Source organism: Actinoplanes sp. NPDC051411, assembly GCF_040682075.1.
Taxonomy (GTDB): domain Bacteria; phylum Actinomycetota; class Actinomycetes; order Mycobacteriales; family Micromonosporaceae; genus Actinoplanes.
In genome coordinates this window covers 70,745-95,161 of the sequence record NZ_JBFBAD010000019.1, presented here as the reverse complement: position 1 = coordinate 95,161, position 24,417 = coordinate 70,745, and the positions used below count along the sequence as shown (strand labels likewise).

Annotated in this window: 19 protein-coding genes; 15 read left to right on the top strand and 4 right to left on the bottom strand. The window is 69.8% G+C overall.

The features are described 5' to 3' along the window. The first annotated feature begins 45 nt into the window (after positions 1-45). From AB0M88_RS13495 to AB0M88_RS13485, 3 genes are all read left to right on the top strand, one after another. Positions 46-1,230, top strand: coding sequence for a hypothetical protein (locus AB0M88_RS13495; RefSeq protein WP_364100257.1), 1,185 nt, complete (start codon positions 46-48; stop codon positions 1,228-1,230). Between the two features lie 102 nt (positions 1,231-1,332). Then, complete coding sequence (locus AB0M88_RS13490) at positions 1,333-1,806, top strand: Hsp20/alpha crystallin family protein (RefSeq protein ID WP_364100254.1); 474 nt, start codon at positions 1,333-1,335, stop codon at positions 1,804-1,806. 4 nt (positions 1,807-1,810) lie between these two features. Continuing rightward, on the top strand, positions 1,811-2,713 hold the full coding sequence (locus AB0M88_RS13485; protein WP_364100251.1) for a PrsW family glutamic-type intramembrane protease: 903 nt from the start codon (positions 1,811-1,813) through the stop codon (positions 2,711-2,713). A 21-nt stretch (positions 2,714-2,734) separates the two neighbouring features. Here AB0M88_RS13485 and AB0M88_RS13480 read toward each other — a convergent pair whose 3' ends face one another. Further along, complete coding sequence (locus tag AB0M88_RS13480; protein ID WP_364100248.1) at positions 2,735-4,870, bottom strand: bifunctional diguanylate cyclase/phosphodiesterase; 2,136 nt, start codon at positions 4,868-4,870, stop codon at positions 2,735-2,737. A gap of 370 nt (positions 4,871-5,240) precedes the next feature. On the opposite strand from AB0M88_RS13480, the gene AB0M88_RS13475 reads away from it, so the two are divergent. From AB0M88_RS13475 to AB0M88_RS13460, 4 genes are all read left to right on the top strand, one after another. Next, positions 5,241-6,278, top strand: a complete 1,038-nt coding sequence (locus AB0M88_RS13475) for an AraC family transcriptional regulator (protein WP_364100245.1) — start codon at positions 5,241-5,243, stop codon at positions 6,276-6,278. A 60-nt stretch (positions 6,279-6,338) separates the two neighbouring features. Beyond that, complete coding sequence (locus AB0M88_RS13470) at positions 6,339-7,301, top strand: DUF2267 domain-containing protein (protein ID WP_364100242.1); 963 nt, start codon at positions 6,339-6,341, stop codon at positions 7,299-7,301. 6 nt (positions 7,302-7,307) lie between these two features. After that, positions 7,308-8,384, top strand: a complete 1,077-nt coding sequence (locus AB0M88_RS13465; RefSeq protein ID WP_364100239.1) for a hypothetical protein — start codon at positions 7,308-7,310, stop codon at positions 8,382-8,384. A gap of 105 nt (positions 8,385-8,489) precedes the next feature. Beyond that, entirely contained in the window at positions 8,490-9,614 is a 1,125-nt protein-coding gene (locus AB0M88_RS13460; protein WP_364100237.1) for a Vms1/Ankzf1 family peptidyl-tRNA hydrolase, read from the top strand. A 12-nt stretch (positions 9,615-9,626) separates the two neighbouring features. Here AB0M88_RS13460 and AB0M88_RS13455 read toward each other — a convergent pair whose 3' ends face one another. Further along, positions 9,627-10,547, bottom strand: coding sequence for a PrsW family glutamic-type intramembrane protease (locus AB0M88_RS13455; protein ID WP_364100234.1), 921 nt, complete (start codon positions 10,545-10,547; stop codon positions 9,627-9,629). 158 nt (positions 10,548-10,705) lie between these two features. Here AB0M88_RS13455 and ctaD point away from each other — a divergent pair, with 158 nt between their 5' ends. Next, positions 10,706-12,685, top strand: a complete 1,980-nt coding sequence (gene ctaD / locus AB0M88_RS13450) for a cytochrome c oxidase subunit I (RefSeq protein ID WP_364100231.1) — start codon at positions 10,706-10,708, stop codon at positions 12,683-12,685. Between the two features lie 45 nt (positions 12,686-12,730). Here the strand turns inward: ctaD and AB0M88_RS13445 are convergent, their stop codons facing one another. Beyond that, positions 12,731-13,408, bottom strand: a complete 678-nt coding sequence (locus AB0M88_RS13445; RefSeq protein ID WP_364100228.1) for a hypothetical protein — start codon at positions 13,406-13,408, stop codon at positions 12,731-12,733. 358 nt (positions 13,409-13,766) lie between these two features. Here AB0M88_RS13445 and AB0M88_RS13440 point away from each other — a divergent pair, with 358 nt between their 5' ends. After that, positions 13,767-14,963, top strand: coding sequence for a sigma-70 family RNA polymerase sigma factor (locus AB0M88_RS13440; protein ID WP_364100225.1), 1,197 nt, complete (start codon positions 13,767-13,769; stop codon positions 14,961-14,963). A gap of 92 nt (positions 14,964-15,055) precedes the next feature. Beyond that, entirely contained in the window at positions 15,056-16,408 is a 1,353-nt protein-coding gene (locus AB0M88_RS13435) for a hypothetical protein (RefSeq protein WP_364100222.1), read from the top strand. Here the strand turns inward: AB0M88_RS13435 and AB0M88_RS13430 are convergent. Beyond that, on the bottom strand, positions 16,405-17,454 hold the full coding sequence (locus AB0M88_RS13430; protein WP_364100219.1) for a LuxR C-terminal-related transcriptional regulator: 1,050 nt from the start codon (positions 17,452-17,454) through the stop codon (positions 16,405-16,407). The two genes, AB0M88_RS13435 and AB0M88_RS13430, sit on opposite strands and share 4 nt — an antisense overlap. Positions 17,455-17,715: 261 nt before the next feature. Between AB0M88_RS13430 and AB0M88_RS13425 the strand changes: the two genes are divergently transcribed. From AB0M88_RS13425 to AB0M88_RS13405, 5 genes are all read left to right on the top strand, one after another. After that, the gene (locus AB0M88_RS13425; RefSeq protein WP_364100216.1) at positions 17,716-18,606 is read left to right on the top strand and encodes an MEDS domain-containing protein; all 891 of its coding nucleotides are present in this window, start codon (positions 17,716-17,718) and stop codon (positions 18,604-18,606) included. 48 nt (positions 18,607-18,654) lie between these two features. Further along, positions 18,655-19,731, top strand: coding sequence for a hypothetical protein (locus AB0M88_RS13420; RefSeq protein WP_364100213.1), 1,077 nt, complete (start codon positions 18,655-18,657; stop codon positions 19,729-19,731). A gap of 265 nt (positions 19,732-19,996) precedes the next feature. Continuing rightward, positions 19,997-20,872, top strand: coding sequence for a S1 family peptidase (locus AB0M88_RS13415; RefSeq protein ID WP_364100210.1), 876 nt, complete (start codon positions 19,997-19,999; stop codon positions 20,870-20,872). Between the two features lie 128 nt (positions 20,873-21,000). Then, a complete protein-coding gene (locus AB0M88_RS13410) occupies positions 21,001-22,950 on the top strand; it encodes a histidine kinase (RefSeq protein WP_364100207.1) in 1,950 nt (649 codons plus the stop codon). A gap of 125 nt (positions 22,951-23,075) precedes the next feature. Beyond that, positions 23,076-24,401, top strand: a complete 1,326-nt coding sequence (locus AB0M88_RS13405; protein WP_364100205.1) for an MFS transporter — start codon at positions 23,076-23,078, stop codon at positions 24,399-24,401. Positions 24,402-24,417 lie beyond the last annotated feature (16 nt).

Genomic DNA, 24,417 nt, shown 5'->3' with positions numbered 1-24,417 from the left:
GCGCGACCCGATCCGAATGCCGGCCGCCACCATGGAGGTGCTGTTGTGTTCGACCCGCTGCAACATCACGGAATCCCGGCCGACCGGCACGACGGGCACTGGCGCGAACAGGACGATCCGCTCACCGGCGGGTGGCCGGCCGACCCGTACCTCAGATGCCGCGTGACCACGGCGGCCGCGGTGGAGATCGACGGCGCCCGGCGGTATCGACGAATGCTCGCCGGCGTCGACGACGTCGACGCTCGCCGCGGTGCCGGCGCGCTCGGCGAGGCCGCGGGCCGCCGGGGCGAGCGGCTCGCCGGGCTGCTACCGACCGGCCGGAGCCCACGGCAGCGCACCGCCGACGACCGGGAGGCCCGCTCCCGGCTGCTCGGCTGGCTCGAACGCAGCGAACCGGACCCACCCGCGGTGGCCCTCGCGGCACGTGTACGGCGCACGTCGCCGGCCGAGGCCGGTGGCTGGGCCGCCATGGTGCTGCACGAGGCGACCGCCTGCTATCTCTACCACGCCTTTCTGCACCTCGAGACCGACCGCCGCCTGCGCGCCCTGTGGGAGCTGCATCTGCAGATGGCGCTCACCCGGTTGCGCACGGCGGGTGACCTGCTGCGCCGGCACGAAGGTGGCGAGCCGCGGATGATGATCGGTGCCGGCTTCGCGGACCCACTCCCGATGGACGACCGGCGCCCGCGACGGGGGCGTCGCGGTCGCCCGGCCGACCTGGTGGAGTTACTCGGCGAGCAGCACGACCGGATGGCCGAACTGTTCCGGCACGCCGTCCCGACGACGCGGACCCGACCGGAGGCCGCGCACGCCACGTTCGGCCGCCTCGCCCGGCTGATCACCGCACACGAGGTCATCGCGGCCGAGCTGGCTCATCCGCTGATGGGACACCTGGACCCGGACGGGCATCTCGCCGAGCACCTGCTCGACGAGGAAGGCGAGCTCAATGAGGCGCTCGAGGACGCGGTCCGCGCCGACGCGGCCGGGCGCCCCGAGACCCGGATCGACGCGCTGCGCCGTCTCGTCGTCGGGCACGGGCACGACGAGCGGCGCTACGAGCTTCCCCGGCTGCGCGCGGCTGTCCCCGGCGACGAACGGCGGGCGCTGGGCCGGGCGGCACGGGCGGCCGAGCAAGCCGCCGGGGTGGACCACGAACCGGCCGAGGTGACACCACAGGAGCTGCCGGGGATCGCCGACAGCTCCCGCGACGCCGTGCACGCTGCCGTCTGAGCGCCTGAATCGCCCCGACCGGGTGAGGCCACCTCACCCGGTCGGCCGCCATCGTCCGGACGTGGCAGCGCAGCGCTGCCCGCTATCGAGAGGACGGCCAACGTGACCACCACCCCTGCGCGCTACCGCGGTACGGCCGGAGCGCCCGCCCGCCGCACCGACCCGTTCACCGAATTCCAAAGCCTCCAGGAGCAGATGGCGGAAATCTTCGGCAACATCTTCCAGCAGCCCCAGTCGGCCGACGGCGCACCCGTGTGGGCTCCGGCCGCCGACATCGAGGAGGAAGACGACGCGTACATCCTCGAGCTGGAGGTGCCCGGTGTGCGCCGCGAAGACGTGAACATCGAGCTGCGCCAGAACGAGGTGCGCATCAGCGGCGAGATCAAGCAGAAGGAGCGCACCGGCGTGCTGCGCCGGCGGACCCGGCGGACCGGCCAGTTCCAGTACGTGGTGACGCTGCCCGGCGAGATCGATCCGGACCAGGTCGACGCCGATCTGCACAACGGTGTGCTCACCGTACGGCTGGGCAAGGCCACCAAGAATCAGCCACGGCAGATCTCGGTCCGGGAGTCCTGACACCATGCATCTCGCCACCCCCGCCGAGAACAGTGCCGTCGGGACCCGGCGGTGGCCGCGCACTTTTCTGGGCGGGCTGGCCCTCTGGGTCGCGACCGTCGTGGTCGTGTTGCTCACCGGCAGCCTCGCCCTGGTTCCCACGCTGATCCTGCTGGGCAGTTTTCTCGTCCCGGTCACGTTCGTGGCCTGGGCCTTCGAACGTCGGGACAGCGGGGAGTTGACCGCGACCCTCGTTTTCTCGACCTTCGTCGCGGGCGGGGTGCTCGGGGTGCTGGGCGCCTCGGTGCTCGAACGATACCTGCTGCATCCGTCGGCCTGGCTGTTCTTCGGGGTCGGCCTGATCGAGGAGGCGGCGAAGCTCGGTGCGTTGATGCTGCTGACCCGCCGGCTGCGGACCCGGTCCGTGCACGACGGCATCATCCTCGGCGCAGCGGTCGGGTTCGGCTTCGCCGCCTTCGAGTCCGCCGGCTACTCGCTCGCCGCCATGTTCACCGTGGACGGGCTGTCGGTGTCGCAGATCGTGCAGACGGAGGTACTCCGCGGGCTGCTCGCACCGTTCGGGCACGGATTGTGGACGGGCATCCTGGGCGGCGTGCTGTTCGCCGGGTGGCGACGCGGATCCTGGCTCACGCCACGGCTGGTGTTGGCCTACCTCGGGGTGTCGATCCTGCACGGGCTGTGGGACTCGATGGACGGCATCGCGCTGTTCCTCACCCTGATCCTCACCGAAACTCCGGCGTTCCGGTCGACACCCAACGGCTGGCTGGTCGCACCCACTCCGGAACAGATCGATCTCTTCTCGGTGCTGCAGTGGGCCGGCCTCGCGATCATCGCTGTGATCGGCCTCGCCTGGCTGGTCACCCTGTGGCGACGGGCGTCGCGCCGCGCCGCGCTCGCGGGCCGGTGACGACGGTGCCGGGCGATTCGATCACGCCGCCGATGCGGACGGTGCTCGACGTCCGGCGCCGGCGTCACCAGTGTGTCCCCGGTCGAAGTCGGGTTCGGTGACGGGACGGCCGAAGTGGTAGCCCTGCAACAGCCGGTAGCCGAGCTGGTGAAGCGCGACGGCCTGCTCGGCGGTTTCGACACCTTCGGCGACCGCCACAATGCCGAAGGCGGCGCTTATCCGGATGAGCGTCTCCGCTATCACGCTGTGCCGGCCGGCCTCGGTGATGTTGTCGACGAAGGACTTGTCGACTTTGAGGATGTCAACCGGCACGGTCTGCAGCAGACCAAGTGACGAATGCCCGGTGCCGAAGTCGTCCAGCGCGACCTGTACCCCGAGCCCACGGAGTTCGTGCAATGTCGCCACAGCCTGGCCGCCCTCGAAAACGGCGGTCTCGGTGACCTCCACGGCGAGGCAATGCGGAGGAAGTCCCGTCTCGGCCAGGGTGTCGGCGACCGTCGCGGCGAAGCCGGGCCGGTCGAGTTGGCGGGCGGAGACGTTGACACTGACCTTGTCGGGTGCGCGGCCGCCCAGTTCCGCGCGCCACTTCGCCATTTGCCGGCAGGCCGTCCGCAGAATCCACGTGCCGAGTTCGATGATGAGGCCGTTCTGCTCGGCCACGGGCACGAAGCGCGCCGGGCTCACCATCCCTCGCTGCGGGTGATCCCAGCGCACCAGCGCCTCCACCGCGACGACCCGCTGCTCAGGGACCGCCACGATCGGCTGGTAGACCAGCCGGAACTGCCCGGCGTCCAGACCGTTCCGCATCTCGGCGCCGAGCTGGGCGTGTCCCGCCGACTGTTCGTCGATGGCCGGTTCCCACCGTCGGTACGTCTGGCCGGCGTGTTTGGCGGCGTACATCGCGGCCTCGGCCCGGCGCAGTAGCTCCATCGGCTGGTCGCTGTCGCCTTCGGCGAGGCCGATTCCGACGCCTACCAGCACATCGTGGCCACCCAGGTGGACCGGTTCGCGCAGCTGGGCGGCGAGATGCGTGGCCACCGTGCCGAGATGTCCCCGGCTTTCGCCGGGCAGCAGGACGGCGAACTCGTCACCGCCGATCCGGGCGAGCAGAGCGCCCTGCGGCACCGCCCGGGCCAGCCGTTGGGCGAGCGAACAGAGCACGCGGTCGCCGATGGGGCGGCCCAGTTCGTCGTTGACGTTCTTGAAACCGTTCAGCCCGAGAAACGCCACCCGGGCCGGGCCGTCGGCCAGTGCCGCGCGCAACGCCTGCTCGAATCGACGCCGGTTGGGCAGCCCTGTCATCTCGTCATGCAGGGCCAGCCTTTCCAGGTCACGTGACTTGGATTTCAGGCTCGTCAGGATCAGAGCCATCCGGGCGATGGTGAGCAGGATAAGGACGATGCTGCCGCAGGCGATGGCCGTGCGGTCGACGGTGTTGGCCCCCGCGTACGGCGTCAGGAGCAGCGCCGGGCCGAGCAGTGAGCATGCGGCGGGTGCGCACAACCGGGCCGCACTGTGCTCAGGGCGCAGGTCGCGCATGACGGCCGGGTCCGCCGTCATCGACGGGTGCAAGGCGGCCGCTGCCCAAAGCAGAGTAGAAGCGACGTATACCCCGTCCAGCACGAATGGATCGGCATGGAAGTAGGAGGTCAGCACGGAGTAGCTGGTGTCCGCGGCCAGGAGCGTCGCGGCGGCGGCATTGAGCAGCCTGTTGCTGGGAGTACGGCTTCGCGGGTTGGTGAACAACCAGGCCAGTATCCCCAACAACAACAGGTCGGCCACGGGATACACGGTGCTGATCACTCGAGCCAGTGCCGCGGTCGACGGGTCCGCCGCGCTCGGGTGGAGGATGAACGTCCACGGCACCATGCCGAGGCCGATGACGGCGATGGCGGCGTCGATCAGGTGACCGGCCCTGTCGCGCCGGCGGAGGCGGGGCAGCAGGAGCAGGCCCATGATGCGGAACGGGTAGGCGGCAAGGTAGAAGGCGTCGGCGGTGGAGGGGTACGGCACGCGCCCCAAGCCGTACAGGTAGTAGTCGTAAGTGATATCGCCGAGCACCGAGAGGATCTGCCCCGCCGCGAACCAGTACCACATGCCGGGGCGCTGGGGCCGGTAGAGCCGCACACCGACGAGGATGGCGACCGCGGCGGCCAAGCCGATGACGTTGTAGCAGACCCTCGCCGCGAGCGACGAGGCAGGCAGCAGGAAATATCCGGTCGTCGCCAGGGCACCGGCCATGAGCCACCGGTGCCAGATCCGCGTATGCCTCACGACCCAGCCATCGGCCCACCATAACCGTATCTGAGCCCCGGTACAGAGGTCACCCGTCCTGGTGGGGCAGCTCGTTGCGGGACCCGGATGGGCCCTTCGGGATCCGGATATCTCCGGCCCGGCGCACGGACGGCACGGGTGTATCCGCCGCCGATGTGGGTACGCAACATCGTTGCACAGTGTCACCGCCGCCTACCTGGATGGCGACCATACCCTCCGAATGCCGACTAGAGTGATGTCGAGGTGATGCCATTTGTCCCCCAGCGACGCCGATGGCGGGACCGAGGCGGTCACACTGCGCAGCTCAGACCTGGATGAGACCCGGGTCGTCCTCGGGAGGCATTTCTACTCCAATTTCGTCGACGTGCTGGAACCCTCCCGGCACCTCGACACCCAGCTGCGAGTCACCAAGCTCGGGCCGGTCACCATCGGGGACGTGCGTTTCGGCACGGACCTCAAGCTGAGGCTCGACGAGCTGGGCGCCTACCACGTCGACGTGCTGCTCTCCGGCCGGCTCGAATGGCAACAGGGCCGGGACGAACCCCGGGTGGCCACCGACACCAGCGCGGCGGTATTCCAGCCGGTCGGCGACACGGTTCTGCACCGGTGGACCGGCGACTGCCGATTACTGGCCATCAAGATCGATCGCCAGGCCCTGGAAGTACAGCTGGCCCACATGCTCGACGCTCAGGTCGGCTCCCCGATTCTGCTCGGCCCCCAACTCGACCAGTCCCAGGGACCCGGCCGCACCTGGACCAACATGGTCCGCGTGCTCGCCGCGGACGCTTTCGGCGGGAACAGCGGCCTGACGCAGAACCCGATCCTCGCCGAACCCCTCCAGGAGATGCTGCTGCGCGGCCTGCTGCTGGCCAGCGACCACCCGTACCGGGACCGGCTGGCCACGACCGGCGGACCGTACCCGGCGCCCCGCGCGGTACGACAGGCGATCGACGTTCTGCACAGTCATCCCGAGCAGCCGATCACCATCGCCAAACTCGCCGACCTCACGTGCGTAAGCGAACGGGCACTTCAGGCCGGCTTCCAGCGATACGTCGGCATCTCGCCCACCAATTACCTGCGGCAAGTCCGCCTCGACCGCGCCCACCAGGAACTTCGCCAGGCGGACCCGCACCACACGACGGTGGCGGACGTCGCGCACCGCTGGGGATTCGCGCACCTCGGGAGATTCGCGGGCTCCTACCGCGAGCGATACGGCGTGACGCCGTCCGAAACACTCAACGCCTCCGCCGGCTCACGCGCGGCATCCGACGTACCGCGACGACAGCCATGACTTGAGGCGGAGTTCGGCCGCGGCACGCATATTGTGCCTCGCGGTGGGAAGGCGGCCGGTATGGCCAAGGAGATGGAAGGTGACAATCAGAAGCGGCGACAGCTCGCTCGGGCGGCGCGCGAGCAGGGCCTCAGCGCCGGGGCAGCGGGAGTGAGCCTCGGCGGTTCGAAACAACGAGAGCACGCCGAACACGCCCGCCGGCAAGGCCCGCCGGACGCGGGAACGCACAAGCCCGGGCCGCAGGCAGCGCGCCCGCGGCACGACTCGGAACCGGCTGCCGAACGTCCCAGCCGCGCGCCGCAAGACCTCGACCCGGGAACCGACCCGGGGGCTCCGCGGTTACGCTACCGGGAACTGGTCAGCTCGGCCGCGGCCTGGGCCGCTCTGAGCTTCGGCGAAGCCCGGGACGCCGCCCGGGCAACCGTGACGGTCCTGGCCGGGATGCTCGGCGAGGAGCACGCGGGTCTGCTGCGCGACGCCATGCCGGCCGAATTGCTGGACGAACCGGACGCCGCGTCCGGGCCCGTCGCCGACGACGATTTCGTCGGCGAGGTCGCCAGGCGCTCCGGGATCCCGCCCGAGCAGGCCCGGGTGCGGGCCGAAGCGGTGTTCGCGGCGATCGCCGACCAGACACCAGGCCTCCTGGGCGCGCTCGACCTGCCCGCCGGGGCGGCCGAGCTGGTCGGCGCACCGGTGCCGGGTGGCGGGCTGGTCGGCCCGGGCGGGCACAGCGCGCCGCTCGACGACGAGGAGCTCCGGGAGGCTCTCGATCAACTTCCCGACTGGACCGGTGACCGGCGAGCACTGGAACGCACCGTAGTACTTCCGCCCGACGAGCTCGACCGGGTCCTCGCCCGCCTGGACCGCATCAAGCAGGAGGCCGGCCGCGGGCCACACATCAGTCGCCCGGACCCGCAGACCGCCGTCCTCACCGTACGGACCACCAAGGCCTCCGCGGTGACCGCCGCGGACATCACCCTCGCCCGACGCGTCGACGAGGCGATCATCGGGCCCGGTGAATAGGTTCGAATGACTCAGAAGACGGTTGTGATCGGCCTCGTCGCCACGCCGCCGGACTTCCCGGCCCGGATCGCCGAACGGATCACCGATGAGCTCGCCGACCTGCTGTCCCAGCACGTCGACGGGGGCACGGTGTGGGAGGTGCGTACCGGATGGGGCGAGGTGGCGCCGCGCCGGGACGGCGGCGCCGAGGCCCTGCTCGACGACATGGCCCAGCGCGCCTCCGACGAAGGCTGGGATGTGGCGGTCTGCCTGACCGACCTGCCGTTCCAGCTCGAACGCCGGCCGGTTGTCGCCCTCTGCTCCAGCCGGCGGCGGGCGGCGTTGATATCGCTGCCGGCCCTCGGGTTCGGCCAGCTTCGCTCGGTCCGCGTGCTGCTGCCGTCCCTGGTGCGACGGCTCGTCGGCGACCATCCGCCGCAACCGGACGTCGAACGCCGGGTGGCGGCAGTGCATCGGGTGCTGGACGGCGACGAGGCCGGTGAGGTCGGCTGGGTGGCCTCCCGCCTACGCGGCGGTCTGCGGCTGGTACTCGGCATGGTCCTGGCCAACCGTCCCGGCCGGGCGCTGCTCGGGCTGTCCAAGCTGCTCGTGGGCGTCTTCGGCACGGCCGCGTTCGCCCTGGCCACCACCACCATCTGGCAGATGGGCGACTCGCTTGGTCCGGTACGGCTGAGTGCCGTCATGCTGGTCGGCCTGATATCGGTGGTGACCTGGCTGATCGTGGCGCACCACCTCTGGGAGAAGCCGGGCCGGGACACCACCCCGCACCTGGCTCGGCTGTTCAACCTGGGCACACTGCTCACCCTCGGCCTGGCCACGACCATCTCCTACGTCGTGTTGTTCACCGGCACCGCGGCGACCGCCGCTTTACTGATCAGCCCGTCACTGCTCGCGAGCCGGCTGGGGCACGGCGTCGGGCCGGCCGACTACCTCAACCTGGCGTGGATCATCAGCTCCATGGCCACGATCGGCGGCGCGATCGGTTCCGGACTGGAGGACGAGGCCACCGTACGAGCGGCAGCGTACGGCTACCACCCCGAGCCGTCGGGGTGGCGCGATGAGGACGACGGCCAGGCGAGCTGATCAGAGGCCCCGCAAACATTCGGGCCGCCAGGTGCGTCCCCGCCATTCGCGGGTACGCGGGTCACATCGCATCGACTTACCGCGACGTCCACTGGAGGTGCCGCCGTGAACCTCGACTTCCTACCCCCGCTGTTCGAACATCCAGGCTCCTGGGTGTCGGTCTATCTCGACGCCACCCGGGCCGAGCAGAACGCCGACCACGAGATCGACCTTCGCTGGCGTGCTCTGCGCGAGCGGCTGGCCGGCCGGTGCGCCGACACCGCCACCCTCGACGCGGTGGCGGACGAAATCCGGAACCACCCCTACCAGCCGGGCCGCTACGGACTGGCGATCTTCGCTCAGCGAGGCGCCGTCGCCCTGGCGGAGGCACTGTCCGCGCCTCCGGCGGCCGACGAGGCGTACCTGGAACCACTGCCGCACGTCATGCCGCTGATCGCACAGCGCGGCGCCGACGTGCCGTACGTGCGGGTGCTCGCCGACCGCACCGGCGCCGACCTCGACGCGCTCTCGGTCGGCGGCCTGGTCCGGCACCGGACGGTGACGGGCAGCGCCACCTTCCCCCTGCGCAAGGTGCACGTCGGCGGCTGGTCGCACCGGCGTTACCTGCAGGCGGTCGAGGAGTCCTGGAAGCGCAACGCCGGCGACGTGGCTTCGGCGGCTGTGGACCTCGCGGAGGCGGTCGGCGCTGAGGTCATCGTGGTCGGCGGTGACGTCCGAGCCGTGCACGATTTCGCCGGAAAGCTGCCGAAGCGCTGGCAGGAGCGCATGGTCGAGACGGACGCCGGGTCACGCCACGCCGGCGCCGATGAGGCGGCCCTGGACGACGTGACGATCCAGGCGATCGCCGACGTCGCCGACCGGCAGACCCGTGAGATCCTCGACCGCTACCGGGCCCAGCAGGGCGACGGCACGGCCGCCCGCGGACTGACCGACGTGGTCACCCGGCTCCAGCGAGGTCAGGTCGACACCGTCCTGCTGGTCGACGACCCGTCCTCCACCGACACGCTGTGGATCGCCCCGGACGACCCGACGCTGATCTCGGTCGACGACCACCCGCTGCGCGAGGCCGGCGTCTCCGACCCGCAGAAGGTGCGCGCCGACGCCGCCCTGGTGCGCGCGATCGCGGGCACCGGAGCGAACCTCGTCCTGATCGGCCCCGAGGAAGAGCCACTGGAGCACGGCATCGGCGCGGTCCTGCGCTACGCGGACGCCGCCAGCGCCGCCGGCTGAAGCGCCGCCGCGTCAGATCGGGATGCGCCACAGGACGGCCCGCGCCTCCTGGTCGGCGCGGCGGCGGACGGCGACCAGCCAGGCGATGCCGATCAGGGAGACGACGATCAGCCCGCCCCACGACAGCACCGTGAACAGATCGGCCTGAGTCCCCGTCGGCTGCGGTTCGTAGCCGCGTTCGAGCAGCCCGAACTGGTAGGGCGTGCCGGTCAGGACCAGCGTCACCAGCAGAGCGATGCTGTGCATGCCGTCCCACAATGCATGCAGCACCGAGACACCGACATACGCCAGCACCAGCCGCCGGGTGAAAGCGAAATGGGCACGGCCACTGGCGGAGAACAGAATGCCGCCGAGAATCGCCGTCCACAGTCCGTGCCCGACCGGCGCGAGCAGACCACGCAGCAGTTCCGTCTGCACCAGCTGCATCAGCGACAGGCCCTGCTCGGTGAACAGGGCGGTGAAGGCGTACCCGGCGGACTCGAAGGCGGCGAACCCGAAACCGACCGAGGCGCCCAGGATGAGGCCGTCGGTGGCGTACTTGTGCTGCAGCCGGCGGGTCAGGAAGGCGAGAACCGCCAGCTTGGCCGCCTCCTCGATCAGGCCCACGCCGAAGAAGAGGCCGGGCGACGGGTGCAGCAGATAGGTCTCCAGAAGGGAGGCCGCGAGCACACCCAGGACGCCGCCGGTGACGAACGTGGTGAACAGCAGCTCAGCGGTGACCTCTCCGCTGTGCCGCCGGCCGAACGCCCAGACCACGAAGGTCACCGGCACCAGGAAGCTGCCGAGAAGCACCAGCGTCGGCACCAGGTTCGGGTTGCCGGTCACGAAGGTGACGATCACGGTCAGCAGCCACAGCACCAGCCCGGTCAGGAACAGCCGGAGCCACGGGCGCCGCCGCGGCGCTGACGGTCGAACGGTGCTCGAATCGTACATATCGACTCCCGGCGATCGGTTCGAGTCGATCGCATACCCCGCCGGAGCACGGACACACCTGCCGCCGTTCGAAGTTGGGCTCGCCGGTCGGTTTAGGACCCATCCCGTCGGGTAGGCGGCGCATTCCTATCGACGGCCGAGACCGAAGAGGGTGCGCCATGGCCACCGACGCCGATCCGATCATCATCCGTACCGGCAGCCACCCGGGCTATCCCGGCCCGCTGCGCCGGCAGGTACGCGGCTCGGCCATCGCCCGGATCCTGCGCACCACCGACGCGAAGCAGATCGGTCTGATGTACATGACCACCGCCTTCGGATTCTTCCTGGTCGGCGGATTCATGGCGCTGCTCATGCGGGCCGAGCTGGCCCGCCCCGGCATGCAGTTCCTCTCGCCCGAGCAGTACAACCAGCTCTTCACCATGCACGGCACGATCATGCTGCTGTTGTTCGCGACCCCGATCGTGTTCGCCTTCGCCAACTACATCGTCCCGCTGCAGATCGGCGCTCCCGACGTCGCGTTCCCCCGTCTCAACGCCTTCGCCTACTGGCTCTATCTGTTCGGCGGCCTGATCGCCGTCGGAGCCTTCCTGACCCCCGGCGGTGCGGCCGACTTCGGCTGGACGGCGTACACCCCGCTGAGCGACAGCAGCCACTCCCCCGGCGTCGGCGGCAACATGTGGGTCGTCGGCCTGGCCATCTCCGGCCTCGGCACCATCCTCGGCGGCGTCAACATCATCACCACGATCCTGACCCTGCGTGCCCCCGGCATGACCATGATGCGGATGCCGATCTTCACCTGGAACATCCTGGTCACCAGCCTGCTGGTGATCCTGGTCTTCCCGTTCCTGGCGGCGGCCCTGCTGGCCCTGGGCGCCGACCGCATCCTCGGCGCACACGTCTTCGACCCCGCCACCGGCGGCCCGCTGCTCTGGCAGCACCTGTTCTGGTTCTTCGGGCACCCCGAGGTCTACATCGTCGCCCTGCCGTTCTTCGGCATCATCACCGAGGTCATCCCGGTGATGAGCCGCAAGCCGGTCTTCGGCTACCGGGGCCTGGTCGGCGCCACCATCGCCATCGCGATGCTCTCGATGAGCGTCTGGGCCCACCACATGTTCGCCACCGGCCAGGTGCTCCTGCCGTTCTTCAGCTTCCTCAGCTACCTGATCGCCGTGCCGACCGGGCTCAAGTTCTTCACCTGGATCGGCACCATGTGGCGCGGTCAGGTCACCCTGAACACGCCGATGCTGTTCGCGGTCGGCTTCATGGTGACCTTCCTGCTCGGCGGGCTCACCGGCGTGCTGCTGGCCAGCCCACCGGTCGACTTCCACGTGCACGACACCTACTTCGTCGTCGCCCACTTCCACTACGTGCTCTTCGGCACCATCGTGTTCGCGGTCTTCTCCGGCCTCTACTTCTGGTTCCCCAAGATGACCGGCCGGATGCTCGACGACCGCCTCGGCAAAGTCCACTTCTGGCTGACCTTCATCGGCTTCCACACCACCTTCCTCGTGCAGCACTGGCTCGGCACCCGGGGCATGGCCCGCCGCTACGCCGACTACCTGCCGACCGACGGCTTCACGACCCTCAACACCGTCTCCACCATCGGCGCCTTCATCCTCGGCGCCTCGACACTGCCGTTCCTCTACAACGTCTGGAAGTCCTACCGCATCGGCGAACTCGTCACCGTCGACGACCCCTGGGGCTACGGCAACTCCCTGGAGTGGGCCACCAGTTGCCCACCACCGCTGCGCAACTTCGACCACATGCCCCGCATCCGCTCCGAGCGCCCGGCCTTCGACGCGAAATACGGCGAGCGGGTGTCCGACCTCGGGCGCGAGCTGCGCACGGGCGACGCGAAGCCGAGGCAGACCCTGGGCGACGTACTGCAGCCGGCGGGCGGCCCCGACACCTCGGACGCGCCGGTTCCCGGCGGCGCGTCCGGCTCCCAGGCGGCAGAACAACATCAGCCGGACGAGAGGTCCGGCGCCCGGGGCGTACGCGTCCCCGAGCCCGACGACATCCGCGAGGAGGACGCCGCCGACCAGCCGGACGGGGCGTCCTGGGACGCCCAGGTCACCGACCGGGACAGTGACATCCGCGACCGGCAGGGCAAGCGACGCCCGGACGACCAGGACTGATCCGGGTGGTGGGATTGATCATTCCGGCGGCGGCCCGGAGCCGGCTCAGTCGGACCGCTGATCCGAGTCCGGTGTGACGGCGAGCGCGGCCCAGACCACTTTGCCGCCCGGGTGGGTGGTGCTCCCCCAAAACTCCGACATCGAATCGACCAACATGAGACCGCGGCCGCGGGCCATTCCCGGTTCGGCCGGCGAGCCGTCCTCGACGGCGACATACAGGTGGCGGGCATCGCGTTTCACATGCAGTGTCATCATCGTTCGGGCATGGTCGACGGCGTTGATCACGAGCTCGCTGGCCACCAGCGCCGCCGGACCGGCCAGGTGGGGCAGCCGCCAGCGAAGGCACGCCTCGGTCGTGATGTCACGAGCGTGTCGGGCCTCGTCCCAGGAAGGCAGAAGCTGTTCACTGATGTGTGAAGGACCGGCGGGCAGGGCGCAGCGCGCCTGCTCGACGGTGTCGAAGCCGTGCCGGCCGCCGCCGATGAACACTACCGGCGTGCCGGGCCAGCGCGCCGCCCGCCGTTCGATCTCCCGCAGAACCAGGTCGTCGAGCACGGTCGCGCCGGACAGCTCGACGATCAGCGCGGCCGGGCGCCGGCCGAGACAGTCCTCCACTGTCCGGTAGAGCCCTCCGGCATCGGCTGCGATCAGGTCGCCGGTCAGCGTGACGACCGTATCGGCAGGCTCTACGCGAACTCGCCAACGCAGGGGGGTGGACGGCACGGGGCGGACTCTCCAACCGAACTCGTGGGATCGATTCCCTATTCTGCCCAGACGCCGGGCCGGCAAATCACCGGCCGGGTGTAGAGATACGTCGATGCGACGCTGGGACACGCCGCGGTAGCCCGCGGGCCGAGGTGTCCGGCAATCTCGCTCCGAAGTGGTTTGGACACGGTCCGTCAATAAGGGGCCCGTCTTTCCCACGATCAGCTGATCGGATGAAAGAACCGGTGTTGAGCTGCCGAATGGGGGTAAGAGTGGTGGCCGACGTCAGTGGATCGGCTCGCAGTCGCGACGCGGCCGGACGCATCTGCCATCTCGCCGACGCGTCAACATCCTTCGGCGACGTTCGGGGGTTGCCATGCACGCTTCTTTTGTTGGCCCGAGTAGATCCGGCACCGTCGACCTCGACGTCGTAGCGGCTGACTACGCCCGGGCCTGGCATGCCGCCACGATCGCGGACCGCCGCCGGTTACGTGAGGATCTGATCCGCCGGCTGCTGCCGTTCGCCGACCGTCTGGCCAGTCGCTACCGCGAGCGCGCCGAGCCGATGGACGACCTGCGGCAGGTGGCGCGGCTCGCGCTGATCGCCGCCGTCGACCGGTACGACCCGGACGCCGGCTCGTTCACCGCCTTCGCGGTGGCCACCATCCGTGGCGAGATCAAGAAATACTTCCGGGACAGCACGTGGAGCGTTCACGTGACCCGGCGGTTGCAGGAGCTGAGCCTGGCCGTGTCGCGCGCGGAGGGCCTGCTGACCCTGCGGCTGACTCGCCGGCCGACGTCCGCCGAGGTGGCCGCCGACCTGCAGGTCAGCGAGGCGGACGTGCAGCGGGCCCAGTTGTGCCTCGGCGCGCACACCGCGCTACCGCTGAGCACGCCCACCAACGGCGATCAGACGAAGGTGCTGGGCGACCTGCTGGCCGACTCCGACAACACGGTCGACACCGTGCCCGACATGGTCACCGTGGACCAACTCGTGCGCCGGCTGCCGGAGCCGGTTCAACGTATCCTCGCGCTCCGGTTTCACGGTGACCTGACCCAGGCGCAGATCGCCGAGATCGTCGGCGTCTCCCAGATGCACGTCTCCCGCCTGCTCACCCGGTCGCTGACCTGGCTGCGAACCGGTCTGCTGACGGACACCGTGCCGCTCTGGGATGAACATCCTCACGCGCCGGACGACGGGATGCTGCGGCTCTGGACAGCGGAGCACGACGGCACCGTGACCGTTGTGGTGAGCGGGGAGGTCGACCGGGCCGTGATCACTCGCTTCCGGGTCGGGCTGCACGCCGGGCTGGCCCGGGCCCAGGCCCGCCGGATGCTGGTCGACCTCAGCGGCACCGCCCTGCTCGACGTGGCCGGCGCCGCGGTGCTGCGTGACCTGGGCATGGCGGCCGGGCTCAGCGGAACCACGGTGGTGGTGACCGGCATCGGACGGTACGCGGCGGCTGCCTTCGCCGCGATCGGGATGCCGGTTCCCGCCGGTAACCGGCTTCAGCTCGGTCATCAGGCCGCACCGGGCTCAGGCATCTCCGAGGCAGCATCCAGCGACCGCTGAGTGTTGTTTATCGACTGCGACCAGGGGTAGCCGGCGCTGTGGCGCTGAGCGATATTCCTATCCGGCCCGGTCCGGCACCGCCGGTCGATCAGGTGGTCTGTGCGGACGGCCTGGAACGTACGTTGCTGGAACTGGCCGCGCGGGCGACCGAGGGGCGAGACGGGCGCGATCTGGATGGCGTGCCGGTTCTGGGCCGCCGTCCATTGTTGAGCGAAGACCAGCGCCGGCCGGCTCTGGCGTTGCAGGCCCAGGCCCAGGCGGTGCCGGTCGAGGCGGCCGTACGCATCGATGCCGAGGCGGTGGCCCGATGGATCATCGACCACTACCGCGAGCCGCTCTATCCCGCGGCGGTGGTCGGCTCGCCGCACGGCGCCGCGGTACACATGGCCGCCGCGCTCGGCGCCGCGTGGCTCCCAGCCGCCTTCCCGGTGACCGTGGCCTGGCCGTGCGGCTCGATCGGCCGCTGGGAGGACGCGATGCAGTGGGGTGCCGCGATCGCGCGGCCCCTGCTGGCGGCGCAACCGGGCGTGACCGTACGTCAGGTGCACGACCCGGTGCGGCGCGGCAGCCTGTGCGGCACCACCGTCGCGCTGCATCTGCGATGGCGCCAACTGCCCGCGGCGTACCGGACCTTCCTGCGATCACGGATCGCTACCGGCGGCCACATCATCGTCATCCGCGACGCGCGAACCTGGCCCGTCAGCGGCGACGGTCCCGGTTACACGTTTCAGATCGGCAGCCCGGTCAGTGGCACCGCATCAGCCGGCTACGCCATGGGAGACCCGTCGTTCCGACGGTTGATGCATGAGCTGGGGGCCCGGAACTGGGGTCAGCCACCGCCCGACCTGCCGCCGGCGTACGCGGAGACGGCGGGCGAGCCCGGCCTGGACGCCGCGGTGCGACGACTCGGCACCAACACCGGGCGACCCGTCCACCACGTGCTCTATCCGGGCCCTGATGCGCTCAGCGCGTTCGTGGCCGACTCCTACCGGTCTTGGCTGGCCACGGCCGGGGCAGCCGCGCCGCGCTGCGTCGTCGAGACGGGGCGACTGCTGGATCCGTGGCGCGTCCTGGCCGGTGGCATGGTGCCCTACTGGTGCGAGTCTCCCGCCCGTCCGGCGGTCGATGCGGCCGAATGGTGGCTGGCCGCCAGCAGCCGATTCGCCGATGTCACCGTGCTGCCCGACCCTCCCGGTGTGGCCTTCGACGGTTACGCGACGCTCGCACAGTGGCATTCGCTGGCTCGGTTCGGTCCAGTCGACGGAAGCGCGGACCGGGTGGGCCTGAATCGCTATCCGCTGCTGCCGTTGCCCACCGGGCATGCCGGAAGGGTCTTGTCCAGCATGACCGACCCACCCTGGCCCGTGCCGCCGCTGATGCCGGTGGCTCATCTGATGGCTTCGCTGCACGAGTACGCCGTCCCGCTGGGCTTGTTCGTCACCTAGCAGCGTGGTCCGCATCCGCGGGCCACCTCGCCGGCGATCTTCGGGCGCATCGGGTCAGGATGAGGATCCGGCCGCGCCCGTCCCGACGGGCCGGCCGGCCGCCATGCCCTGCTGTCGGCAAGAGCGGCCAGCTCGGGCGGGATGTAAAGCCCCTGCCGCAGCGCCTGAACCGCCGCCACGGTCCGGCTCCCGGCCCTGAGCTTGGCCCGGATGTGGTCGAGATGCGCGGCCACCGTGCGTTCGGTGATGAACAGTTCAGCGGCGATGTGCGGGTTGCTCGACCCCTCGATCAGGAAACCGAGCACCTCGAGTTCGCGGCGAGTGAGCCCGCAGAGATTGTCCGGCCGGGAAACCAGAACCAGCGCCGCCAGCGAGCGCGGTGGCTGCCGGGGGGTGGCGATCGCGGTGATCTGCAGATAGTCGTCCCCCGAGGGGCTCAGGAACACGGCGGGCATGCGTCGATTCAGCAGTACGTCCTGCGCCACTCGCACCAGCGCGGACCGATCGCGAAGCGCCGGGTGGGCCGGCAGTCCGGGCACCGGGCCGGTCCGGCCTTCCCGGTCGACCACGGCCGCCGCGCAGGCGCCCGGCGCGAGCACGGTCAGCCCGGCGATCGTGGTCATCGGGTCGACCAGGTCGGCCAGCACCGGGGCAACCTGCTCGAGCGCGGCCCGAGCCGGGTCGCCCCACTCGGCCCGCCCGCCGGCGCGCAGGATCAACAGGCCAAGTCGGCGCCCGTCGCGAGCGATCAGGGGCAGGGCGATCCCATTCTTCAGATCGACCGGACCGCGCCGGTCCAGCAGGTCGGTCGCCAGGACCTCGCCGTAGAAGTCGTCCGACTCCAGATACCGCCGCGCGGCCACGTCATGCCCGACTTCGGCGACGGTGAAGAAGAGCTTGCGGCCGGAGTCGAGCAGGCCGAGCCAGCCCCTGTCGAACGACACCACCCGGCTGATCGGCTTCCACAGCCGATCCAGCCGGACCATCACACCACCGGTGGCGCGGACCTGGTTGATGTCGAGCGCCAATTGCGTCGCAGCCGCCATGCCGTCGCCTACCACGTCGGCGCCGCGCTAAACCGGGCCCTCGGCCGGAGGAATGCGGTCAGCATCAGCATCGCCGTCAGCCGGCGGCGCACCTACTCGATCGCCGTCGAATCAGGCGCCCGGACACCCGACGGCGCAGGTCAGGCCATATAAAAACACCTGCAAATTGGTAGTGCCACCTGTGGACACCGCTGCCCGACCATTCCAGACTGTAACGGCGAATCGTTGCGCAGGGTGAAGGAAACAGGGCGGGGACAGAGCATGGTCGCGGACCATGAACGACGCGGATGGATCGGCGCTCTCGACGGTGCCCCCCGCGACAACACGTTGAGACTGCTGGCGGTCGGCGAGTTCGACGCCGCCGACCGCGCGGACCTGACCGCGAAGCTACGCACCGCCGTCACCAGCGGCCTGCGGGCGGTCGAACTTGACCTCGGCCTGGTCACCCTCATCGATTCGGCCGTCGTCGATATTCTTCTGGCAACCGCCCAGCTCGCCGTCGCATACGGCTGCCGATTCCGCGTCGTCAACCCGATCGGCCTGCCGGCTCAGGTGCTGGCGATATTGGACACCGACCGCACACTCGGCCCCCAACCGCGCCACCAGGCCGGGCTACCTGACCCGGGCCTGCGACCAGGCGACCACGCCTGTGCGCTCATCACCGGGCCCGCCGAGTTACAGGCCACTGTGCAAGCCTTCATCGGTGCCGGGCTCCGCGCCGGCGACAAGTGTCTCTGCCTGCTCGACCACGGCTCCCCCACCGACGACGACACCGCACCATGCCAGCTCGAAGTGCGCCGCTCGACCGACGTCTACCTGTCGTCCGGCGCGTTCCGCCCCGCCGAGGTGATCGACTACCTCGACCAAACCCTGGACTCCGCGGTCAACTCACCCGACGGATACGACCGGGTCCGCGCCGCCGGCGACATGGGCTGGGCCGTCTCGCATCCGGCCGGCACCGACCGGCTCTTCGACTACGAGGCCGAGGTGAACCATCTCGCCCCACGCTATCCACAGATGCTGCTGTGCCTCTACGACCTCGCCCGCTTCGGCACCGACGTTCTACCCGAGCTGCTGCGGACCCACCCGAAGGTGCTCGTCGGAGGCGTACTGCTGGACAGTCCGCAGTACATGCGACCACCGCGCGAGTAACAAGTCGCCTTGCATAACAGGCCGGACCCGGAAGAGACCGAACATCCCATGGCCGCAAAGCAGCAGAATCGCATTCTCTACCTGAGAACTTTCCGGAGTCGGCCTGATCACCGGCTAGTGGTCAGCCTCGCTCTGGCAGTGGCGAATCCAGGCAAGCTCGTTATCGTGGGACCGGCAGAGGACGAGGCTCGTTTGCGGCAATGGACGCGCGCTCACGTCAGCGATGACAACACGATCCACCAGCATATCGAATACATAGTGTGCAGCGACGATCAGTGGCGTCGTGAAGTGAACCTGCAGATAAGCAAGGCGAGCTGCGTCCTCCTCTACATGGCGCCCAAGCGAAGAAAGTTCCCTTCTTTGCGAGCACCGAAAGCGGGCGACTTCGAGGACTTCTATTCGTCACCGGTCAAGGAGCCTGTCACTGGGCCGGGGCTGCTGCGCGAGATCGTGTACTTACGCAGGTTGGACAAATTGAAGAGCACTCTACTGCTCTGCGCCGCCTCCGACCTCCCATATTTCAGTCGCTTACTGCGGGACCTGCCCATTCACACAGGGCTCGGCCCCGATATGACTCCACTGCTGGGCTTCTACCTGTTTCAAAACACCCCGAAGGGCCTCCAGCCGATGGTGCCCCGAATATCCGCATACGATCGGCAGCTGGTGAACCTTCGAGCGGCTCGCGGCCTGATTTCATTCAGAAAGGGAGTGTTCTCGAGGTCTTCTCAGGTCAAGTTTTCTCATGACCTCACTGAGCTCGTGAACCAGGTCATACGGGATTCACGCTCCAGCCGCGTGCAACCCGATGTCATGCTAGGCAGATCCCCCCGGCCTCGACGATTGCCGCCGGACGGAGCCCGAAAGATCATCGAATTCACCAACGTCGAAGACCTCTTATACATACCGAGATACGAAATTGCCGATGTCGGACTGGCGGAAGTTCTGGAGATCCTTGCCGAGCCCGAAGCGAACCACGAGTGCCTAAGTTGTGGCGCATCCCTGTCAGACATTCTTTTCTACGTCCGGGGGCTGGACAGAGCGGCGAACAGCTCAATTAGAGGGCGGTGTCAGTTCTGTTTCGAACCGATGATTGTCGAATCCGGACAACTGCGTTGGTGGGGATAACGCAGTAGCCCGGTTTCCCACGGATCGACGGCGACGGGCCCCGGCCACGCGGGGTACGACCACCCCGCCGGCCGCGAGCGTCTCGCCGGACCGCGCGGGTAGCGGGCGATCTGCGCCTATGCCAAGTCGACACGTCCGGGGCCGAAGCGGTTGCGGTTCGATCGATGGCTTTAGATACTTGGTGGTCAGACACGGGCCCTTGCGGGCCCACTGGTTTCGTGGACGGGACCCACCCCCGGCCCCGTCGACTCCCGAGGAGGAGCCAGTGAGGACCATCCCCATCCACATGCGCGGCGGGCTCGGTCGGCTACTCGCCGGCATCGGCGCCACCGCCCTCAGCCTGTTCTTCCTGCCGACGGTCGCGAACGCGGCACCGCAGGCGTACAGCGCCAGTTCACTCGCCGCCGCCACCAGCGCGGTACAACAGTCCGGCGTCGACGGCATCTCGTGGTACACCGACGCCGTCTCCCACCGCGTGGTCGTCACCGCCGACAGCAGCGTCTCGAACGCCGAGATCGCGAAGCTCCGGCGCGCCGCGGGCACCGACGCGGGCGCCGTCCGCATCGACCGCACGGCCGGCGTGTTCACGCCGCTGCTGTCCGCCGGCGCCGCCATCTACGGCGGCCAGTACCGCTGCTCGCTCGGCTTCAACGTGGTCAGTGGCAGCACCTACTACTTCCTGACCGCCGGGCACTGCGGCGCTGTGGCCAGCACGTGGTACAGCAACTCCAGCCACACCACGCTGATCGGCTCGAACGTCTCCTACAGCTTCCCGGGCAACGACTACGCGCTGGTCCGCTACTCCAACACCTCGCTGAGCCACCCGGGCGGCTTCACCGTGGCGGACCCGGTCGTCGGTGAGCGGGTCACCCGCACCGGCTCGACCAGCGGCACCCACAGCGGCACCGTGACCGCGCTCAACGCCACGGTCCGCTACAGCGGGAGCCCGGGCGGAACCGTCAGCGGCCTGATCCAGACGAACGTCTGCGCCGAGCACGGCGACTCGGGTGGCCCGCTCTACGACGGCAGCAAGGCTCTCGGCCTCACCTCCGGCGGCAGCGGCGACTGCACGACCGGCGGCATCACATACTTCCAGCCCGTCCGCGAAGCGGCCAACGCCTACGGCGTGACCATCTACTGATCACTGCGGTTGTGTGCCTGGCCGGTCCCTGACCAGCCAGGCACACTCCGGGCACGAGCTCCCGCGCGCCGTAGCTGCCGCTCGCTCACCTGGTTGCCGTGAATGTCGCGGACAACGATGATGGGCGCGTGGCGGTGGCGGCACGGTTTGCCTGGGCGTTCCCGGTGGCATTCCTGTGCCTGATGCTTCCGCCCAGGGTCGGCGTCGCGTACGAACTGGGCATCGGTAACGCCGGCGCGGCCATGGTCGTGGCCTTGTTCGTGCTGCCACTGCTGTACACCGTTCCGTGGGGCCGGGCGATCTGGGCCCGGCACGTGTGGTGGCTGCTGAGCGTTCAGGCGGTTTTGACCTGTCTGCCGTTCGTCCTGTTCGGCCAGAAGTGGGCCCTGGGCCTGTCCGGCCTGCTCGGCGGCCTGCTGTTGCTGACGCTGCCGGCGCGGGTGTCGTGGCCGCTGTTCGCCGCCGTCGTCGCGGGCGAGGCGGTTCTGCGCATCGGGGTGTTCGGCGTCTATCCGACCGGCGGACTGCAGTTCTATTCGTTCGTCTTCGTCGTGCCGCTGGATATGGGCCTGCCGCTCTACGGGCTGGTCCGGTTGTCCGACCTCGTCGTCAACCTGGGCACGGCCCGGACCGAACTCATGGACCTGGCTGTCGCCCAGGAGCGACTACGAGCCGGGGTCCGCCTCCGCGCGGCGATCGGCGATCGCCTGGAGTCGGTCACCACCCGCGCCGCGTCGGCCCGCGACGAGGTGTCCGCCGCTGCCGGACAGGCCCGTGCGCGCCTTGCCGAGGCGGCCCGGGTGGTACGGCAGGCCGCTGAACAGGTGCGGCAGGTGGTCGCCGAGGAACGGCGGGACATCGGCCGGTCCCCGCCGCGCTTCCGGGGCCGCACCGTGGCGCCGCGGCTGGCCCTTCTGGTGCTGGTGGCGGACCTCGTCGCGCTCGGCGGGCACCACGTGGCGATCGTCGTCGACGCCGCTGTCACCGCGGGCGCCCGGTCGGTCGGTGTGATCGCCGTGGTCGCGATCGTGCTGCTGCAGCTGTATCACTCCCTCGGGGGCCGGGCGGACGCCCGTCCCCGCGCCTGGCAATGGACGCTGACCCTCCAGATGTTGCTCCTGGTCGTCCTGGTCGCGGCCACGCTGGGCGATGCGCGGGTCTCCGCGATCGGAATGGCGGCCTTCCCGGCGGGATCAGCGCTGCTCCTGCTGGCCGGCTGGTGGGCATGGCTGACCTTCACCGTCGTCGCGGCGAGCGTGGGGGTCCATTGGCTGCTGCTGTACCCGGCCGACCTTGCCGGCTCGGTCTACATCACCGCGGTGGCCGCGCCGACCGGTCTGGCCGTGTACGGGCTGTCCCGCCTGACCGACCTCGCCGAGGAGGTGGAGACGACCCGCCGGAACCTGGCCGACGCCGCCGCCGACCGGGAACGGCTGCGGGTCGCCCAGGACAGCCACGATCTGCTCGGCCTCGGACTTGCCGCGGTGGCGCTCAAATGCGATCTGGCCGGCCGCCTGATCGGTCTCGATGACGCCCGTGCCCGTTCCGAGATCGACGCCCTGATCGAGCTGGCGGCGCGGACCGGCTCCGACGTACGGAAGGTCACCTCCGGCGGCCCGGACCTGTCGCTGCTCCGCGAATTGGCGGCCGCTCGTGAACTGCTGGCCTCGACCGGTGTCGACGTCGAGATCCAGGCGGTGGATGAGGACGTCCGGGTCCTGCCGCGGCAGACCGGCGCGGTGGCGGCCACAGTGCTGCGCGAGGCGGTCACCAACGTGTTGCGCCACGCGCGGGCTACTCGCTGCGAGATCCGTCTGAGCACGGACGCGGAGGGAATGCGGCTGACGGTCACCAACGACGGCGTCGAGAACACTTCGAACGTCCGCACGCGCCGGCCCGACGGCGGACAAGGTCTGCGCAATCTCACCGCCCGGGTCGCGGCGATGGGCGGCCGCCTCGTCGCGCGACCCACCGGAAGCCGATTCGAGCTGACCGTCCTCGTGCCGGCGGCAATCGGCGCCGAGCCACCCGCTCCGGTCGGCGACGCGGACAGCGTCCACCCGCTTCCGCGCACCTAGCTTCGACGCGGTCGGCAGCCGGTCGCTTCCGGCGACATCGGCGTACGGATCGACCGAACGGGTACTCCATGCCCACAGCGGGCCGCGGCGCGTCGCGGCCCGCCGGGTCCTCGCTGGAGGTGGCCATGTCGGCAGCCGAGCACCCGTCCCCCCGGTCCTCACCCCGCCGGGTGATCATCGCGAGTCTGATCGGGACCTCTTTGGAGTGGTACGACTTCTTCCTGTACGGCTCGGCCGCGGCGCTCGTGTTCGGCAAGCTGTTCTTCCCGCACTTCGAGTCGCTGACCGGCACCCTGCTGGCCTTCGCCACGTACGCCGTGGGGTTCGTCGCTCGCCCGGTGGGTGGGATGATCTTCGGTCACTTCGGTGACCGGATCGGCCGCCGTAACGTCCTGGTGGTCACCCTGCTGCTGATGGGAGCGGCCACGTTCGCGATCGGGCTGGTGCCCACCTACGCCGCGATCGGGGTGGCCGCGCCGGTTCTGTTGGTGGTGTTGCGCTTCGTTCAGGGCCTGGGACTGGGCGGGGAATGGGGCGGCGCCGTGATCATGGCGGTGGAGCACGGCGGCGCGGAGCGGCGTGGCCTCAACGCCAGCTGGCCCCAGGTCGGCGTGCCGGCCGGGAACCTGCTCGCCGCGGCCGTGCTCTGGATACTCAACGGCTTGTTGTCGGACGCCGCGTTCCTGTCCTGGGGCTGGCGGGTGCCGTTCCTGCTCTCCGGCATCCTGGTGGCGGTCGGCCTGTGGATCCGCCTGACGATCAGCGAGTCGCCGTTGTTCGCCGAGATGGAGGAGTCCGGCGTCAAGGCGAAGACTCCGCTGGCCGAGGTACTGCGCCGCCATCCCCGCGGGTTGCTGGTCGCGATGGCCGGCCGGATCGGCACCGACGTGGCCTTCTACACGTACTCGCTGTACGTGCTCACCTATGTCACCGGCACGCTGGGACTGCCGCGCAGCGTCGGACTGGCGGCGGTCCTGATCGGCTCGGCGTTCCAGGTCGCCCTCATTCCGGCGTTCGGCGCGCTGTCCGACCGGGTCGGCCGGCGGCCGGTGTACGCCATCGGCGCGGCGACCGCGGCCGCCTGGGCGTTCGCGTTCTTCCCGCTGCTGGCCACCATGAACCGTACGATGATCGTGCTGGCCACCGTCGTCGCTCTGGCCACTCACGCCGCGATGTACGGGCCGCAGGCCGCGTTCATCGTCGAGCTGTTCAGCACCCGCCTGCGCTACTCCGGCGCCTCGATGGGCTATCAGATCGCCGGCATCCTCGGCGGGGCCCTCGCGCCGATCATCGCGATCAAGCTGGTGCAGGCGACCGGCAGCGCGTTCGCCGTGTCCGGCTATGTTCTGGTCGCGCTGCTGATCACCCTGGTGGCTCTCTGGTTCGCGCCGGAGACGGCCCGAGCCGACCTGCACGCCGAGCGGCCCGGCACCACCAGTGTCCTCAGTTGACCGCGGGACCGGACAC